Raw genomic sequence first — 18,348 nt, forward strand, 5'->3', positions numbered from 1 at the left:
CTACTATTGAAGGGCGCCTGGCGCGTTACATCCTTTTCGAGGCGATTGATGAGAGCGGACACCCTGTTTGGAAAACTGGCTAAAAGCTCCACGCGACTCAGCGGCGGGCTTCTGCTGTCGTTGGGCGTAGTGGCGGTGTTGTGCCCTGACCAACTTCAGGGCGATCATGCTTTTGCTCGGCGGCGAGGAAGAAAAGGCGAGGGCACACTTCTCGCGAATCATCGAGAACGTTCGCGAGCAGGAAACGTTCCTGCAAGCAATCGCCGATAAAATGGCGACCACCACCGAACAGACGCTGACGGCTCCAGGCACCCTGAAACCCACTGCGCAATACAGCGACGTCGATCATCAAATATTTGAAGTCAGCGAAAGCAGCTTTTCTCTGCCATTTACCGTGGCCCAGCCAACAGGTCTGCGCGAGGGAAGCCTGGCGGTGTTGTCTTCTTTAGGCTGGCATCTGACCAATTATTACAGCCGTTTTTGGGCCCAATCCAATTTTCTCTCGCCACAGGTCTTCGCATTCAGTCCGGAAACTTCCGGCAGTATTGCCGTGCCGGCCATTGGCAAGTTCCGCAGCCAGACGTTTCTTTCATTGCAGAATTACAAGGATCTGGTGCAACAGATCAATCAACAGGTGGCGGCAACACCGATCTCTTCGACAACGCCGAAAGTTCACTGGAGCCACGTGCCGGGGAATGCACAGGACGTAGGCTGGAGTGGCAAAGTATTGGCCTACGTCGTGGGTGATTTACCGACCGGCCCGATTCGCACACAAAGTGGTATGGAACATATGGTGGTGGCCACTTTGCTGGACACTAAACGGCTAAGTGGCGTCGGCCGAAACACGGATTTGCCGTTTCATGGTCACTTCGCATTGATCTCACCGAAGGGCGCCGTATTGACCGGGCTACTGGATACGCCGGTGCAGGAAGAAGGCCTGTTCTTCAGTGACAATGGCTTGTCGATCTCGGTGATTGATCAATCAATCAGCGGTCAGCGTTGGGCCGCGCAGTACTTCATTGATTACGCAAGCCTGCTCCGTTGGGCACTGTTTCCCTTGCTGCGATTGCTGGTGATATCGCTGCTATTGTTTTTCGCTTTCAGATGGCTGTACCGGACTTTCTACAACCGCATCGTGCTGCCGGCCAATAGCGCCCAAGTGCAACTCGTCGAAAGTGAGGCGTTCAATCAGTCGGTCATCGAGAATGGCCCAGCGGCGTTAATTGCCATTCGCCTGAATGATGGTGCACTCGTTATCGAGAATCAGCAGGCACAGAATAACCGGCCGGTTTCTCACGCCCTGGTCGAGATGCTGCGCCACCCTGCGACAACGCTTGAAGGTGAAGCGTGCATGGTGATGCAGGGCCGCTATTACCTGATCAACGCGTCGACGGCCAGGTATCAGGAACAGGATGTGCTGTTGTGCGCCTTTTCCGATGTCACGCAAAACCAGGAGTTCGCTGCGGCGTTGCGTGATGCCAAACGGCAGGCAGAAAAAGCCAACGAAGCGAAAACCATCTTTCTCGCGACCATGAGCCACGAGATTCGCACACCGCTCTACGGCGTTCTGGGCACCCTGGAACTTCTCGGTTTAACGCCTCTTGAAAAGAGGCAGCTTGAGTACCTGCAAACTATCCGTATTTCGTCATCGACGGTTCTGCAAATAATCAGTGATGTATTGGACGTTTCGAAAATCGAGTCAGGCGAAATGAAGCTCGACTCGATGATCTTCAATCCACTGGATCTCGCCGAAAACGTTATCTCTGCGCACGTTGCCAATGCCAGGGCCAAGGGCTTGCAGATTTACGCCTGCATCGATCCCGGCATCCCGAATGTGCTGGTAGGCGACGAGGTCAGGATCGCGCAGATCATCAATAACTTTTTGAGTAATGCGATCAAGTTCACCAACATCGGCAGAGTGGTTCTGCGCTGTCGCGTGCTGAAAGATGAGGAACATCAAGTCATCCTCGAATTTCAGGTGGCGGATACCGGCATCGGCATCACTGCCGAGCAACAACGGCACTTGTTTGAACCGTTCTATCAGGCGCGCACCAGTAATCTGATCAGTGGCACCGGGCTTGGTTTATCGATCTGCAGCCGTTTCGCGGAACTGATGGGCGGCGAGATTACGGTCATCAGTGAGCCGGGGCTGGGCAGCAGTTTCACCCTGCGGTTAACGCTCGACAAGCCTGATGAAGCCAGTGCCCTGAGTCCGGACATTGATCTCGCAGGCATCGATGTTTACGTCCGCGCTCCGGCACGGGAAGTGGCCGACAATATCTGTGGATGGTTGACCCGTTGGGGCTGTCGTGCAACGGCGTTCATGAACAAGTCAGCGGACGTCCATTCAGGCGCCGTGCTGATTGATGTGTTTGGCAGCGCAGAACTGCCCTTCCAGTGGTCGGGCAGAACGATTACTTGCCTGAGTGATGGTTCCCGGGTGGCGGAGCGCACGGACAACGGTTTACGCGTCAGCGCTCACTTCGTTAAAGCCATTGCCAATGCGCTGATGATGGAGAAAAACCAACAGAGTGTGACGGCTGCGGCGCCCCTGAACAGCGCCTGGCCGTCGCTGAATCTGAACGTGCTGGTGGCAGAAGACAACTTGATTAATCAGGCTATTCTCAAAGAGCAACTGGAGGCGCTGGGTTGTAATGTCCTGTTGGCGGGCAACGGCTTGCAGGCGCTGAAACTTTGGGAGCAAGAGCGCTTTGATGCGGTGTTGACCGACGTGAATATGCCTGTGCTGAGCGGTTATGAACTGGCCCGATCGATCCGTGAGACCGACAGCGATTTGCCGATTTTCGGTATCACCGCCAACGCCATGCGCGACGAAGGAGAGCGCTGCCTTGCCGCCGGCATGAACGCCTGGCTGGTGAAACCCTTGAGCCTCGCGGATTTGCTCAGGGTGCTGGCGAGTTTGAAGTCCGAGGATGTTGCGGGTATAGCGCAACCTTCTGCCCGGGTTGTAAGCGCCGTGCCGATTGTCCTGTCCGAGGCGATGCGCGCGTTGTTTCAAAGCACCATGCAGACGGACATGGCGAGTGCCCGATCCGCGCTCGGCATGGCGCAGGTTGAGGAACTTGCGCAAGTGTTGCACTCGGTCAGCGGCGCCCTGGCAGTGGTGCGCGCTGATCAGTTGTCGGCGTCGTTTGCGCAACTGGAATACAAAGTACGTGACCAGCGTCTCGATGCCGAGTTGATCGGCGAAGTCGAACAAGCGCTGTCTGCACTGGAAGATTTAGTGGGTTCTTTATGATGGCTGCAAATCGATTCGAATTAATGTGAGTGCGCAATGAGCATGCAAAAAATCACCGTCGTCATCGCTGATGACCACCCGATTGTCCTGTTGGGCGTTCGCGAGCTCATTGAGCGTGATGGCCGTTTTCAAGTGATAGGGGAGGCGACCAGCTCTAGCGGACTGGCTGGACTGTTAGAGACTGTCAGGCCGGACATACTGGTGACCGACTACAACATGCCGGAAAACTCGATCTACGGAGACGGGCTGAAACTCATCAAGTATTTGGTGCGCAGCTATCCGTCGATGCAGATCCTTGTGCTGACCATGGTCTCGAACAACCTGATTCTTTCCAGGCTTTACGAACTCGGCGTGGCCGGGGTGGTGCAAAAGAGCCAGTTGCATGCGGAGGTGCAACGGGCGCTGGATGCACTTAGCCAAAAGCGTCGCTACAAATCCCCCGGGTTCAACAAGATCACCGTGGTCGAAAACAATCGCCAGATTGACGAGCGGCTTGCCTTGCTGTCCTTGCGTGAACTGGAAATCCTTCGGCTGTTCGTTTCTGGCATGAGCTTGCGGGATATCGCGATCAACCAGAACCGCAGCGCGAAGACCATCAGTAGCCAGAAAGTGGCGGCGATGCGCAAACTTGAAGTGGCCAGTGATCAAGACCTCATAACCTATTGTCTTGAGGCCAATTTGTTCCAATAAGTCCATCACCTGGATTGTTCTAATCCAGGTTTTTTCGTCTCAACACCCTTCATTTTTCAGGATTGCCTGATAGCCCGGCTGTTTGTTCAAACGTACTGTGCCTGAAATAACGGTTAGCCGGGCTTTTCGGCGGACGTTTCCATATTTTCTCATGAGCACGCTTTGTAAGTGGACGCCCATCGTTGCCTGGCTTGAATGCGCAGGCGTGGGCCGGTTTCTTCGGTTTAGTGTTGTGGGACAAGTAAGTTACATAAACTATCGAACACGGTGATGTAGATGTCTATCAGAAGCATTAAATTAGTCCCTCGGACATTATTGAGCTTCGGCCTTACTTGTCTGTTGCTGCTGATATTGGGTGGGCAATCATTGTGGCGCATGAATAATGTGCAATGGGCCGTGGGTGACTTGCGTGACAATTGCCTGCCCAGCGTGCGTCAAGCCGCCAAGATTGAAACCGCGACCTATAAGTTGCGCCTGGCCAATTTGTTTTTTGCCATCAGCAGTTCACGGGGCGCCGCTGAAATCGATAAGGCCGGTGCAACACTGACAGAGTTGCGCAATTCATTGAGTGCCGAAACTCAGGCCTATGTTCCCTTGATTTATGGGCCTGAAGAGCAGGCGCGCTACGATATTCTGCATGCCAATGTTGAGGATTATTTGAAGCAGGTTGATCAACTTCTGTTGATTGGCCGCAAAGGCTCCGAAGACGACACCGTCGCGTTTATCCGATCCAATACTGCGCCTGCAGCGGATCATGTGATGGCCGCAGCGGAAAGTCTGCAAAGCCTGATGAGTGATCGCTCGGAAACCTCCGGCGCGATGGCTCAGGTCGAAGCCCAACACAGCACCACCGCGACCATCATCATCGTGTTGCTGGCGGTGCTCGCCACCGCCGTTATCACCATGCTCTTCACCCGGAGCATTATTTTGCCAGTCCGCGCGCTGTTGGCGTCGACGAAAAAAATTGCCGCCGGCAATCTGGTGGGCGAAGTGGAGGTGTCCGGCAGGGACGAAATCACCGAGTTGCAGACCTCGACCGCAGAAATGCTCACCAACCTGAAACAGACCATCCTGCATATCTCCGAGTCGTCCTCCATGCTGGCGGCCTCTTCGGAAGAGTTGAGCGCCATCACCTATGAGTCCAATGCCAGCGTTCAACAGCAGAGCAGTGAAACCGAGTTGGCGGCAACGGCCGTCAACCAGATGACCGCAGCAGTGGAGGAAGTGGCGCGCAATGCGGTGGCGGCGTCCGTCTCGACGCAACAATCGGAACGCTCGGCACGCACGGGCATGGAGCGCGTCAGTGAAACCATTGCGTCCATCGAAAACCTCAGCGGCGCCGTACAAAGTACGGGCACGCAGATCGAACAACTGGCGTTGCAGACGCAAAGTATCGCCAAAGTACTCGACGTGATTCGAGCCATCGCCGAGCAGACCAACTTGCTGGCACTGAACGCGGCCATAGAAGCGGCGAGGGCGGGCGAGCAGGGTCGCGGCTTTGCCGTGGTGGCTGACGAAGTTCGTGCACTGGCGCATCGCACTCAAGTATCCACCCAGGAAATCGAGAAGATGATCGAAGGCGTTCAGGCCGGTTCGGAAAGCGCAGTGTCTTCGATGAAACAGACCGATCTTGAGGCCATCGCCACGCTGAGCATCGCCCGCGAGGCCGGGGTGGCGATTACCGAAATTACCAAAGCGGTGTTCGACATCAATGAACGAAACTGCTTGATTGCCACGGCTTCCGAAGAGCAAGCGCAAGTGGCGAAGTCGGTCGATCAAAACCTGGTCAGCATCAATAACCTGTCAATGCAAAGTACGGCAGCGGCGGATCAGATATTTACCGCCAGTAATGAGTTGTCGGTGTTGGCGACCAACCTGAACAAACTGGTCACTCGTTTCGAATTCTAAGTAGGCAGCGGTTGGCCCGTTGCAGGTTTCAGACAATCGGCAGAAATGCTTAAGGACGACGATTTAACTAACACGGCGGCAGGAGTTAACATGATTCCCGAATTCAAAGCTCACTATCCGGAAAGCTTGCGTACCATTTATATATCGCGGCTCGAAACCTGCGATGTTAACTGGTTTATCAATCAATACGTCGACAGTCGATTTCTGCATGCAAACTTTCATGCGAAGAATGAAATCGTCATGCTGCTGAGAAGTTATCCGGGAGCGTCGCCTGTCAGGATCTATGAGCTTAACGCCTGGCTTGATCATAACCTCGTGTCCAAGGTGTTATGTCAACCAGGGGTTCGGGTATTGAAGTTAGTGGTCAATAATGAATGGTCTTCACGCGTCCTGTAGTTTATTGGTGGCGAATAATAATAATGCGAAATTTTTTGGCTATTGATTCTAGTCCGCGCTTTCTGGTTGTCCTGTCGACCGGCATCACCCTCGCTATTCTGCTGGCTGTGGGTGGCGTGTTCGCGGTGAAGAAAGTCGACAGTTATGTCAGTACGATGTTTAACGGCAATGTTGCAACCATTGGCCACCTGTCGACCATCCGCTCTGCACTTTTTGATATCCGTAGATTGCACTGGCGTACGTTCGCTTTGCGCGATCCTGCGCAAACAGCGGAATACACCCAAGCGATCAATGCGCAATTGGCGGTCATCAATAAGGAATGGGCGCTGTACGATCCCAACGGTATCAGCAGTACGAAGGAGACGTTGCTTGCCGGCCAGATCAGAGCCGAGTTGCCCAAAGCCAGTGCCATCGTACGCGCCAGCCTTAAACGTTTGGCGAGCAATGATTACTCAGCGCAGTGGTACCAGGCGCGCATTCCCTATCTGGAGCATATCGATCAGTTGATTGCCCGGGACATCGACACCAACATTGAACAGGCCGCCCAGTTTTCTGCTCTGAGCCAACAGGTATTTGCACGGTTTGTCAGCGTCGCCGTCTTGTTGTTCTGTCTGGGAATCGTCGGGGTCGCCGGCCTGGCGCTGCGTTGGCGATACCAGCGGGACAATGCCGTGCGTCGATCCCGTGAACATCTGTGGTTGGTCAATCAGGTGTTCAACGTCACGCTGGACAGCGTGATCATTACTGATCGCCACGGGCATATCACCAAAGTTAACCCGGCCTTTTATGGCATGACCGGTTATACGGAAGAGGAAGTGCTGGGTTGCAACCCGAACATGTTGAGTTCCGGCCGGCAGTCCCCGGAGTTTTACAAAGAGATGTGGCAATGCCTGATTAATGAAGGGCATTGGAAAGGGCAAGTGTGGAACCGCAAGAAGAATGGTGATTTCTATCTTGAATCACAGTCGATTACCGCGATTGCGGGCCTGAACAAAACCGATCTCAACTACGTGGCGGTTTGCAGCGACATCACCCAACAGCACGCCGATCAGGAGTTTCAGGGCTACCTGGCAACCAACGATGTATTGACCGGGCTGCCCAATCGCCTGTTATTTCGCGAACGTCTGACCCAGGCCCTCGCTCGCGCTCATCGCTCCGGTTTGAAAGTCGCGGTGATGTTTCTCGATCTGGATCACTTCAAGGAAATCAACGACACCCTGGGGCATGGCGTTGGCGATGACACACTGATCACTGTGGCCAAACGTTTGAAAAGCGTATTGCGCGACGTTGATACCGTGGCTCGACTGGGTGGTGACGAGTTCGCGTTCATCCTTGAAGATATTCACGAGGCCACACAGATCGAACCGATTGCACGCAAACTGCTCGCCGCCGTGGGCGAGCCGATTCTGGCGAAAGGTCATCCGGTGTCCGTCACCCCGAGCATTGGCGTGAGCCTCTACCCGGATCAAGGCCACACGCCGATTGAGCTGGTGGATCAGGCCGACAAAGCCATGTATGAGGCGAAAAAATCCGGCAAGAACGCTGTGCGCTTCTTCACGCAGATGCTCGACACGGTGGCTAAAGCGGGGTAGCTACCGGGGTTGCGTTCTCTGGAACCGGTCAGCGGCCGTTCCCGAAACCGCAAGACTTCCCGCGCAAAAACCGGATAATGGCGGCCATTCGTTTAGCCGTATTCTGGTAATCCCGCATGGAAATCAAGGTCAATTTTCTCGACAACCTTCGACTTGAAGCCAAGTTCGACGACTTCACGGTGATCGCCGATCAGCCGATTCGCTACAAAGGCGATGGCTCGGCACCGGGACCGTTCGACTACTTTCTGGCTTCGTCGGCGTTGTGTGCGGCTTACTTTGTGAAGTTGTACTGCGACACCCGTAGCATCCCCACGGAAAATATTCGCCTGTCGCAGAACAACATCGTCGACCCGGAAAACCGCTACAACCAGATCTTCAAGATTCAAGTCGAGCTGCCAACGGACATCTCCGACAAGGATCGCTTAGGCATCCTCCGTTCGATTGATCGCTGCACGGTGAAGAAGGTCGTGCAGACCGGCCCTGAGTTCATCATCGAAGAAGTCGATAACCTCGACGCCGATGCGCAAGCCTTGTTGATGCCGGTTTCCACGTCCGAGGCGGGCACCTACATCGCTGGCAAGGATCTGCCACTGGAGCAGACCATCGCCAACATGTCCGGCATTCTCGCCGACCTCGGCATGAAGATCGAAATCGCTTCGTGGCGCAACATCGTGCCAAACGTCTGGTCGCTGCACATCCGCGACGCGCATTCGCCGATGTGCTTTACCAACGGCAAAGGCGCGACCAAAGAAGGCGCGCTGGCGTCGGCATTGGGCGAGTTCATCGAGCGGCTGAACTGCAACTTCTTCTACAACGACCAGTTCTGGGGCGAAGAAATCGCCAACGCTGAGTTCGTGCACTTCCCGGACGAGCAATGGTTCAAGCCCGGCGCGAGAGACGAACTACCGACTGAAATCCTCGACGAGTACACCCTCGGCATTTACAACCGCGACGGCGAGTTGCGCGGTTCGCACCTGTACGACACCAACTCCGGCAACACCCAGCGCGGCATCTGCTCGCTGCCGTTTGTGCGCCAGTCGGATGACGAAGTGGTGTACTTCCCGTCGAACCTGATCGAAAACCTCTACCTCAGCAACGGCATGAGCGCGGGCAACACGCTCGCCGAAGCGCAGGTGCAGTGCCTGTCGGAAATCTTCGAGCGCGCGGTGAAACGCGAAATCCTCGAAGGCGAAATGGCTTTGCCGGATGTGCCACAGGAAGTGCTGGAGAAATACCCGAGCATCCTCGCCGGCATCAAAGGTCTGGAAGAGCAGGGCTTCCCGGTGCTGGTCAAGGACGCGTCGCTGGGCGGTGAATTCCCGGTGATGTGCGTGACCCTGATGAACCCGCGCACCGGCGGCGTGTTCGCCTCGTTCGGCGCGCACCCGAGCCTGGAAGTAGCGCTGGAACGCAGCCTGACTGAATTGCTGCAGGGTCGCAGTTTTGAAGGCTTGAACGACTTGCCGCAGCCGACCTTCTCCGGGCAAGCGGTGACCGAGCCGAACAACTTCGTTGAACACTTCATCGACTCGAGCGGTGTGGTGTCGTGGCGCTTCTTCAGTGCCAAGCCGGACTTCGAATTCGTCGAGTGGGACTTCTCCGGACAAGGCGAAAATTCCAACGCCGAAGAGGCCGCGACGCTGTTCGGCATCCTCGAGGACATGGGCAAAGAAGTCTACATGGCGGTCTACGAGCACATCGGCGCCAAGGCGTGCCGCATCCTCGTGCCGGACTACTCGGAGATCTACCCGATCGAAGACCTGATCTGGGACAACACCAACAAAGCCCTGCAATTCCGCGCTGACATCCTCAACCTGCACAGCTTGAGCAAAGTCGGCCTGCGCAACCTCGCCCAAGGCCTGGAAAACAGCGAGCAGGACGATTACACCGACATCACCACGCTGATCGGCATCGAATTCGACGACAACACGCCGTGGGGCAAGTTGACGATTCTGGAACTGCGTTTGCTGATTTATCTCGCATTGCAGAAGTTTGAACAGGCGAAGGATCTGGTTGAAGCGTTCCTGCAATACAACGACAACACGGTTGAGCGCGGCTTGTTCTATCAAGCGGTGAACGTGGTGTTGGAGATGGAACTGGATGAGGATTTGCTGCTGGAAGACTACGAAGCCAACTTCCGCCGGATGTTTGGTGATGAGCGGATGGATGCGGCGATTGGCTCGGTGAATGGCAGCGTGCGGTTTTACGGTTTGACGCCGACCAGCATGAAGCTGGAAGGGCTGGACCGGCATTTGCGTTTGATTGAGAGCTACAAGAAATTGCATTCGGCTCGGGCTGATTTTCAGTAGCTTGAATTGTTACCCTCACCCCAGCCCTCTCCCGGAGGGAGAGGGGGCCGACCGAGGTGTCTTGCGTGTTACATCGACCTGAACGACCGGGTCGATTATGGATTCGGCAAAGCACATTCAGGTCGGCGAACCTCCAAAGCATCCCCCCAATCAGTCCCCTCTACCTCTGGGAGAGGGCTAGGGTGAGGGGCTCCAGCATCTGCGCAATCTTCAACCGCAACGCCCCATGCACATCCTCCGTATAAGGCACCGCTGTCTTCCAGTCATAAAACCACGCAGGCATTTTGCGTTTGTTGTCCGGTTCCGTGGCGTAACGGGGAAACAAATGGCAATGCAGCTCTGGCTCTGAATTACCCAGAATTTCATAATTCATGCGCAGCGCACCGGTGACCGCCAAAACCACATCCCCGAGGCGCGCCATGTCGAGCAGGTAAACCGCCCGGGCCTCCGCGTCCAGATCATTCAAACTCGGCACCACCGGGTCGGGCAGCAGCAGGCAATAACCCGGCAGAAACTGCACATCGCCCATGACCGCCCAGCCTGAAGGCATTCGGCAGATGACTTTATCGTTGCTGCCATTGCGGGCCATTTCGACGCGTTGCGAGATAAGCGACATTCACAATCCTTGATGAAATGTTTGAGTTCAAAAGTACCTTAACGACCGTGCGCAGCATCCGCCAACGAACTTGCATCAACACGCACAAACACCGAATCGCCCACCGCTGTCAGCACTTCACCGGCAAACACTTCGCAGATCACCCGCGACTTGCGCCCGACTTCGCCTTCAACCCTGGCCTTCAACGTCAGCGGCACACCCATCGGCGTTGGCTTGATGAATTTGATGCCCAGATTGCCTGTGACGCAGTCGATGCGCGGCAAACTGCCCGGCTCGCGATTTTCGGCACGGTAGTGATAGGCCATCGCCGTCCAGTTGGAGTGGCAGTCGACCAGCATCGCGATCAAGCCGCCGTAGACCAGATCCGGCCAACCGCAGTATTTGGCGTCCGGCACGTGCTCGGCGAGGACGTGCACGCCGTCTTCATGCCAGTAGCTTTTGATGTGCAGACCGTGCGGATTGCGACCGCCGCAGCCGTAGCAAACGCCTTCTGGTGCGGCGCTGTCTTGCAAAGCAGTGTCGAGGCTGGTCATGGTGTTTTCATCCTGAAAGTGGGAGCCCGGTGAGGCGAATGCGGTTGCGGCCACCGCGTTTGGATTCATAAAGCGCGGCGTCGCCTTGCTCGATCAGCGCCGCCAGACTGGCCGGCGGCGCCTCGAACAGGGTGGCGCCGAGGCTCAAGGTGACCGGTTCGGTGGTGGGGAAAGTCTGCGCAGTGGTGCCGAGAAACTGCTCGCGCAGCACGTTGCCGAGTTCGACGATACGGTCGCTGGAGGCGCCGTTGAGCAGGATGACGAATTCGTCACCACCCAGTCGAGCTGTCAGCGCATTACGCGGCAGCAGCGAACGAATCATCTCGCTCAAGGCGATCAGCAAGCGGTCGCCAGCGATATGGCCGTACTGATCGTTGACCAGTTTGAAGTTGTCGATATCGATCAGCAGCAGGGCGCCGGGGCGTTCAGCCGAGACATCGGCGAGCAAGCGCGGCGCACGTTTTTCCAGGGCGCGGCGGTTGTAGAGGGCGGTCAGCGGGTCGCGTTCGGCGAGGCGGGCGATCTCTTTTTCGCGGCGATAGCGCTCGGTGCCGGTCATCGACAGCGCAATCAGCATGATCGCCATCGCGCCTTCGACCAGTGATATCTGGATGATCTCACCACGAAACGCCGCCAGATCAATCAACGTGCCGGGGATAACCACGGTCAGCGCCTTGGCCACATAGAAAGCCCCGTGCACCAGTAACACGTAGCGCAGTTGCACGGCGCCGACGCTCAGGGATTTACCGTGCGGGCGTAGCAGAAAACTGCCTTTGAGCGTTGCCAGCGCCACCAGCAACGAGTTGGCCGCGAGCATGACTTTCGACCACAGCGGCCCGTCCGGCAGCAGTAGCATCACCAGCCAGGTGACGAAAATCAGGTACCAGGCACTCGAAAGACGCGTCTGCGTGAAGCGCGCGACACCGAGCAGGAACAGAAAGTGTGCGGTCACCAGCAGACCGTTGGCGAACCAGATGCCGATCAGCAAAAAACCGCTGCTGCGTAGCAAGGCGAGGGTGGAACCGACGGTGATCGTGGCGAAACCGGCGCTCCAGAACAGCAGGGAAGGCTCGCGAATACTGCGCCACTCGATTGCCAGATACAGCGCCGCGGCGGCTGCAAGCGCGATCGAGATGGTCAGCATTGTAATAGGGTCGAGCGGCATTTCTGAGCGAGCCTGTCTATTGGGCATTAAGACCGGCGATTGTAAGCGTTTGCGGGTGTTTTGGCAGGAGGGCGGCGCGCACGGCAATCGCCGCCGCGCCGAACGGTTACTGACTGGCGTCGAGCACCACGCGATAGCGCGCCTTGCCGCTGCGCAGATGGTCGACGGCCTCGTTGACCTTGCTCATGGGAAACATCTCGACCTGCGGCAGAATCTGATGCCGCGCGCAGAATTCGAGCATGGTCGCCATGGTGCCCGGCGAGCCAACCGGTGAGGCCGACAACGATTTTTGCTGGGGAATCAGATCGAACACATGCACTGGGATCGCGCTGGGTACGATGCCAACGAAGTGCAACCGGCCGTTGCCGCGCAAGGTGGCGAGCATGGCTGGCCAATCGAGGTCGGCGTTGGCGCTGATCAGCAGAAAGTCGAGGGTGCCGGCAATCGCTTTCAACGCGTTGCTGTCGGTGGAGGCGACGACGTTGTGTGCGCCCAGACGCTTGGCTTCCTCCTGTTTGTTCAGCGATGAGGTGAACGCGGTGACTTCGCAGCCCCACGCATTGAGAAAGCGCAGCGCCAGATGGCCGAGGCCGCCGATGCCGACCACACCGACGCGGTCGGTCGGTTTGACGCCGAATTGCAGCAGCGGGTTGAACACCGTTGAACCGGCGCAGAACAACGGCTCGACCAGCGCTGGATCGAGACTTTCAGGTACCGGAATCGCCCACGCCCAGTGCGAGCGCAAGCGATCGGCGAAGCCGCCGTTGCTGCCGATGATGGTCGGTTGCGCAGTGCCGCACAGTTGTTGCGAGCCACTGATGCAGGACGAGCAGTGCATGCAACTGCCCTTGTACCAGCCGATCCCCACGCGTTGACCCATTTTCAGGCCGCGCACTTGCGGGCCCATGCGCACGATTTTGCCGACCACTTCATGGCCCGGCACAAAAGGATAGCGGCTGATGCCCCAATCGTTGTCGATCAGCGACTGGTCGGAGTGGCAGACGCCACAATATTCGACGGCGACTTCAACGTCTTCTTCGCCCAACGCGCCGGGGTCGTAGCTATAGCGCTCCAGCGGTGCGCCGGCAGCGGTGGCGGCCCAGCCGTTGAAGTGGGTGGATTCGGTGTTGCTCATGGGGCACCTCCGGTAGGACTCACAGGGACTGTGACAGCCCGAGGAGTCTAGTCGGTCATTGCGCCGGCGCGAGCCAGGTGTCCACCACCCGTCGATCCAGTTCTTCCCAATAAGCCATGCCCAATACCCGCGTGGTGTTCAACCCACGCAGGTAGCCGCGCAACTGGTTGGCGGTGTCGAGAATGAGCTGTGGGTCGTGGATGTCTTTGTCGAGCAGGACGCTTTCGTACTGGACGAGGTATTCGGCCACCCGATCACGGAAGTCGGGCAACACGGCGTCGCGGATCAGATCAAACGTTCTCAAGGAAAGATCCTCTGTGATTATTTTTCGTTGGAATTGAGTGTGTATCAATCTACACGGCGCGCAACTATCGCTGGAAGTAATAGTGATCATCACGAAACGGAAGTTCTGCTTTAGCGGCGTTAGGCGGAAAATTGCCCCCATCGAACACGCTGCTCAAGGAATTTGCGCGATGAACACATTGACCCGACTGGCTTTGGTCGCCCTGCTGATGGGCGGGGCGGTTGCCGCAGCACCGACCTACGCAGACGACGCCCGGTCGTGTCACTTGCAACCGATCACGGCCAGCAGTGCGGCGTTGAAACACACGCAAACGGTCGGTGTGTTGTACAGCGAAAACACCTTGGAAAACCTGCAATACCTGGAGCGTTACCACGACATGGCGGCGAACGGCGCAAAAGATGCGCTGGACTCGCGGATTCGTGAAGCGTTTGTCGCCAGTTCCGATCCGGAGTTGGCGGTCGACTGGTTGATCAGTTCGTTGCAGCAGCAGTTTTTGTCGGTGACCGTTTACGAGAATCTCGATGCCTTGATTCAGGCGCATCCGGACGTGGTGGTCAAGCTCGACACGTTCAATCGCTTGCTAACGCAGCGTAATAGCCTGGTTGAAGCGCGTTTTACCGCGAAGTTCTACGACGCCAATCTGCAATACATCGGCAAGGCCGAAGGCGCGGTGGAGAAAAATTTGCCGTCGGTCTGGGTGCATAACCTGGCAGCGCGTGCCGTCGCTGCGCAGATCGACAAGCAGCGTGACCTGCAACTGAATGCGTTGAAGCAGTTCGACGCTTCGCTCAAGGCCCTGGTCGCCGCGAGCTGAACCCAACACATAAATGGCGATGGCGGCTCCGTGAGGCTGAACCGTTGCCAGTTGAACCGAACCTTTTATTTTCAGGATTGAACTGATGCGTCTTTTATTTGTGCATGCTTTGACTGTTGTCTCTTTGCTGCTCGGTGGTTGTGCTTCTGCCCCAAACACGCCGAGCCTGACCTTGCAGACCAGCAAGACCCCGGCGCAATACGCTGATTGCGTGGTGCCGAAGTTGCAGGGCAGTGAATTGAGCCCGACCGTTTCACAGACCCAGCGCAGCTACCGGATCGTGGTGCCGAGCAAGATTTCCGCCGACAACGTGCTGGAGGCTTACAAGGCCGGCACTGGCGGCAAGGTGTTTATCTATGAACGGCACTTGCTCGCCTCGAACTTGCTGCCCTCCAGTTTTGAACGTGCTGCACAGGATTGCATCTGAAGACTGTGCGAACACGTATCTGAAAGAGCTCCTTTGGTTGGCCGCAACCAACCAATTCTTTGCCCCGCGCCTTTATTGGGTTGCGGGGTTTTTTTTGCCTTGTGATTGGGATGAGTGCATTCATTGTGGCGAGGGGATTTATCCCCGTTGGGCTGCGAAGCAGCCCCGCTTTAGATTTAAAAGAAAGGGCCGCTGCGCGCCCCAGCGGGGATAAATCCCCTCGCCACAGGTTCTATGATTGGCCTGAGGTTGTGTGACAGATTGGCTGCTGTAACATGCCGACACCCACCTGTCGCGAGCACTGAAAATGGATTCTCACTCGATTCTGACCTTCACCCTGGTCGGCGCCATCGCAATCGCCAGCCCTGGCCCTGCGACGTTGATGGCGATCAACAACAGCCTGGCCCACGGACAGCGCAGCACGATCTGGTCTTCCCTGGGCAACGCCAGCGGCCTGTTCTGCCTGTCCGCCGCCGCGATGCTGGGCCTCGGCGCCTTGCTCGCCAGTTCTGAGATGCTCTTCAACGCAGTGAAGATTCTCGGCGCCGGCTATCTGTTCTACCTCGGGGTCAAGCAACTGCTGAAAAAGGGCCCAATGCTCGCAGTTGGCAGTGACAGCGATACCAGCAAAAACCGCCCGAGTCGCGGCAAGCTGTTCAAATCGGCATTCCTCACCGCAGTGACCAACCCGAAAGCGACGATGTTTTTCACCGCACTGTTCCCGCAGTTCATCGATCAGGACGCGGCGCTGCTGCCGCAGTTTTTTATCCTGACGTCGATCTTCATGGCACTGTCGGTGTCATCGCTCAGCGTCTACGCGGCGTTGGCGTCATGCGCCAAAGGCGTACTGACCCGCCCCGCGCTGTCGCGGTGGGTTAGCCGGGTGGTGGGGACGACGTTCATCGGTTTCGGGGCGGCGATTCTGACGATGCGTCGGTAGACAGTTTTTTTGATGTGCTGGGTTCCAATTGTGGGAGCGGGCTTGCTCGCGAAGGCGTCGGATTGGGCGGCTGGATTTTTTTTGACTGGGTACATATCCATTGCTGCGGTAACGGCGGCTTAGGGTTCCGCCCTTACGGCGGGTCACCTTTTCCAGACGCCGAAAAGGTAACCCAAAAGGCTTTGCCCCAGCGTTCGGCCCGCTCGCTGGGGCTCGGGGTTCCTTCGTTACGGAATTCATCCGGGCGCATCGCCTACGGTTTGCTGCGCTGCACCTCCTCTCGATGCATTTGGCTGCGCCAAACGGTCGCTGCGCTCCCACCTCCGGATAAATCCCTCCACTCAGCCTTCCGACGGGGCGGGTAGCGCAAGATCAAAAGCTGCAGCCGAGCTTGCGCTCATCCTGTGTAGGAGTTGCCGAAGGCTGCGATCTTTTGATGTTGCTTTTGCTTTTGTAGGAGCAGAGCATGCTCGCGAAAGCGGTGTACCTGCAACGTGGATACTGAACCTGCCGCCGCCTTCGCGAGCAAGCCCGCTCCCACAGGTTTCTGCGGTGCATCCAAAATCCCGGTCACACCAAAAACACTGGGGGAGCTGGCTTGCCAGCGATAGCAGTCTGACAGCCGACCAATCTCTGGCAGAAGTACTCAGTTCCAATTGTGGGAGCGGGCTTGCTCGCGAAAGCGGTGTACCTGCAACGAGGATACTGAACCTGCCGCCGCCTTCGCGAGCAAGCCCGCTCCCACAGGTTTCTGCGGTGCATCCAAAATCCCGGTCACACCAAAAAACACAGTGGGAGCTGGCTTGCCAGTGATGGCGGCCTGACAGCCGACCAATTTATGGCAGAAGTACTCAGTTTCAACTGTGGGAGCGGGCTTGCTCGCGAAAGCGGTGTACCTGCAACGAGGATACTGAACCTGCCGCCGTCTTCGCGAGCAAGCACGCTCCCACAGGTTTCTGGTGGTTTCCAAAATCCCGGTCACACCAAAAAACACTGTGGGGGCTGGCTTTCCAGCGATGGCGGCCTGACAGCCGACCAGTCTTAAGCAGCCATCGCCTCAAACCCACTTGAACTGAGCCGGGAACCGCGCCACAAAGTGTGTTCCCGCCTCGGCGTCTGAGGTCACGCTCAACGTGCCGTTGTGCGCCGTGGCAATCTGCGCCGCGATATACAGCCCCAACCCCAACCCTTCTTTGCGATGGCCGGCTTCCGAACGGGAAAACGGTTCGAACAGCAGCGGCATCAATTGCGCCGAAATCGGCGTGCCCTGGTTGGTCAGCGAGATCACGATTTCATCGTTCTCGGCGTAGGCGTTCAAGACAATCGGCGCGTGAACCGAACCGTGAGTGGCCGCATTACCCAGAAGATTGGACAGTAACTGGCTGATGCGCAGCGCATCACAATACACGCCGCTCGGCATATTCAGCGTGTGCGTGAACGTCGCTCGCGGGTGTGACGCCTGCACTTCTTCAAGGGTCAACTGCAGCGTCTGTTGCAGGTCATCGACCAGTTTGCGCTGGATCGGAATCCCGCCACCCAATCGCCCACGGGCAAAGTCGAGGATGTTTTCGATCAGCACGCCCATGCGCAACGAGCTGTTGCGGATCGCCGAAATCAGATTCAGCGAACGTTTTTCCTCGGTCTTGGTTTCCAGCAGATCGGCACTCATGCGAATCGCGCTCAACGGCGTGCGCAGATCATGCCCAAGCACCGCGATGAACTGCTCACGCAATCGGCCAAGTTCATTGGCATCGGCCAGTTCAACCTTGGTGGCCGCCAGATGGCTTTGCGTGTCAAGGCTCATGGCGATCAACTGGGCGAACAGGGTTAGGGTTTTCGCGATGGCCGGTTCATCGAGATTGGCCGGTACTGAGTCGATGGCGCACAGCGTGCCGAAAAAATCGCCATTGGCTTTGACGATCGGAATGGAAATGTAGCTTTCCAGGCCATAGGTTATCGGCGTGTGGTGCGTGGAAAAGATCGGGTGGGTGCTGGCGTGACCGAAGATCACCGGTTGCTGGTGTTGGCGGATTTCGTGACAGATGGTTGATTCCAGCACCAACTCGCCACCGGGTTTCAGGCCGAAATCGATGGAGTCATCGACAGCGCAGGCCACCCAGTTGTGATCAGTGACACGAGCGACCGCCGCAAAGCGCATGCCGGTGAGGTGTTTGACCATGCTCAAAATCACCGGCACGGCGTCTATGCTGCTGATCGCGTCGATGTCGGCTGAGAATTGCGGGTCGGTCATGGCGGGCGC

General features: G+C 57.0%; 15 protein-coding genes. 9 read left to right on the plus strand and 6 right to left on the minus strand.

Annotated features, from left to right (window positions below; all coding sequences use genetic code 11):
- The first annotated feature begins 166 nt into the window (after positions 1–166).
- The 6 genes from ACZZ0D_RS08970 to ACZZ0D_RS08995 all read left to right on the plus strand — a co-directional run bounded on the left by ACZZ0D_RS08970 (position 167) and on the right by ACZZ0D_RS08995 (position 10,154).
- Complete coding sequence (locus ACZZ0D_RS08970; RefSeq protein ID WP_463552975.1) at positions 167–3,259, plus strand: hybrid sensor histidine kinase/response regulator; 3,093 nt, start codon at positions 167–169, stop codon at positions 3,257–3,259.
- A gap of 42 nt (positions 3,260–3,301) precedes the next feature.
- A complete protein-coding gene (locus ACZZ0D_RS08975; protein ID WP_159812139.1) occupies positions 3,302–3,949 on the plus strand; it encodes a response regulator in 648 nt (215 codons plus the stop codon).
- Positions 3,950–4,225: 276 nt separating this feature from the next.
- Complete coding sequence (locus ACZZ0D_RS08980) at positions 4,226–5,857, plus strand: methyl-accepting chemotaxis protein (protein WP_463552976.1); 1,632 nt, start codon at positions 4,226–4,228, stop codon at positions 5,855–5,857.
- 90 nt (positions 5,858–5,947) lie between these two features.
- Positions 5,948–6,253 carry a hypothetical protein gene (locus ACZZ0D_RS08985; RefSeq protein ID WP_463552977.1) on the plus strand — a complete coding sequence of 102 codons (306 nt, stop codon included), beginning with the start codon at positions 5,948–5,950 and terminating at the stop codon, positions 6,251–6,253.
- Positions 6,254–6,288: 35 nt separating this feature from the next.
- Positions 6,289–7,845: a diguanylate cyclase domain-containing protein gene (locus ACZZ0D_RS08990; protein ID WP_463552978.1), complete on the plus strand. Its 1,557-nt coding sequence runs from the start codon at positions 6,289–6,291 to the stop codon at positions 7,843–7,845.
- A 116-nt stretch (positions 7,846–7,961) separates the two neighbouring features.
- Positions 7,962–10,154, plus strand: coding sequence for an OsmC domain/YcaO domain-containing protein (locus tag ACZZ0D_RS08995; protein ID WP_463552979.1), 2,193 nt, complete (start codon positions 7,962–7,964; stop codon positions 10,152–10,154).
- A 160-nt stretch (positions 10,155–10,314) separates the two neighbouring features.
- Here the strand turns inward: ACZZ0D_RS08995 and ACZZ0D_RS09000 are convergent, their stop codons facing one another.
- From ACZZ0D_RS09000 to ACZZ0D_RS09020, 5 genes are all read right to left on the minus strand, one after another.
- Positions 10,315–10,770, minus strand: a complete 456-nt coding sequence (locus ACZZ0D_RS09000; RefSeq protein WP_463552980.1) for an HIT family protein — start codon at positions 10,768–10,770, stop codon at positions 10,315–10,317.
- Positions 10,771–10,808: 38 nt separating this feature from the next.
- The gene (locus ACZZ0D_RS09005; RefSeq protein ID WP_463552981.1) at positions 10,809–11,303 is read right to left on the minus strand and encodes a PaaI family thioesterase; all 495 of its coding nucleotides are present in this window, start codon (positions 11,301–11,303) and stop codon (positions 10,809–10,811) included.
- A gap of 7 nt (positions 11,304–11,310) precedes the next feature.
- A complete protein-coding gene (locus ACZZ0D_RS09010; protein WP_463552982.1) occupies positions 11,311–12,468 on the minus strand; it encodes a GGDEF domain-containing protein in 1,158 nt (385 codons plus the stop codon).
- A 106-nt stretch (positions 12,469–12,574) separates the two neighbouring features.
- On the minus strand, positions 12,575–13,603 hold the full coding sequence (gene ahr / locus ACZZ0D_RS09015) for an NADPH-dependent aldehyde reductase Ahr (protein WP_463552983.1): 1,029 nt from the start codon (positions 13,601–13,603) through the stop codon (positions 12,575–12,577).
- A gap of 55 nt (positions 13,604–13,658) precedes the next feature.
- Positions 13,659–13,907, minus strand: a complete 249-nt coding sequence (locus ACZZ0D_RS09020) for a hypothetical protein (RefSeq protein WP_159812110.1) — start codon at positions 13,905–13,907, stop codon at positions 13,659–13,661.
- Between the two features lie 169 nt (positions 13,908–14,076).
- Here ACZZ0D_RS09020 and ACZZ0D_RS09025 point away from each other — a divergent pair, with 169 nt between their 5' ends.
- The 3 genes from ACZZ0D_RS09025 to ACZZ0D_RS09035 all read left to right on the plus strand — a co-directional run bounded on the left by ACZZ0D_RS09025 (position 14,077) and on the right by ACZZ0D_RS09035 (position 16,088).
- Positions 14,077–14,721: an ATPase gene (locus ACZZ0D_RS09025; RefSeq protein ID WP_463552984.1), complete on the plus strand. Its 645-nt coding sequence runs from the start codon at positions 14,077–14,079 to the stop codon at positions 14,719–14,721.
- Between the two features lie 85 nt (positions 14,722–14,806).
- Positions 14,807–15,148 (plus strand): hypothetical protein, encoded by a 342-nt coding sequence (locus ACZZ0D_RS09030; RefSeq protein ID WP_463552985.1) that lies wholly within the window; start codon positions 14,807–14,809, stop codon positions 15,146–15,148.
- Positions 15,149–15,455: 307 nt separating this feature from the next.
- Entirely contained in the window at positions 15,456–16,088 is a 633-nt protein-coding gene (locus tag ACZZ0D_RS09035) for a LysE family translocator (protein WP_463552986.1), read from the plus strand.
- A 1,057-nt stretch (positions 16,089–17,145) separates the two neighbouring features.
- Here the strand turns inward: ACZZ0D_RS09035 and ACZZ0D_RS09040 are convergent.
- Positions 17,146–18,339, minus strand: coding sequence for a GAF domain-containing sensor histidine kinase (locus ACZZ0D_RS09040; RefSeq protein WP_463552987.1), 1,194 nt, complete (start codon positions 18,337–18,339; stop codon positions 17,146–17,148).
- Positions 18,340–18,348 lie beyond the last annotated feature (9 nt).

This window comes from Pseudomonas sp. AC193 (genome assembly GCF_979258075.1).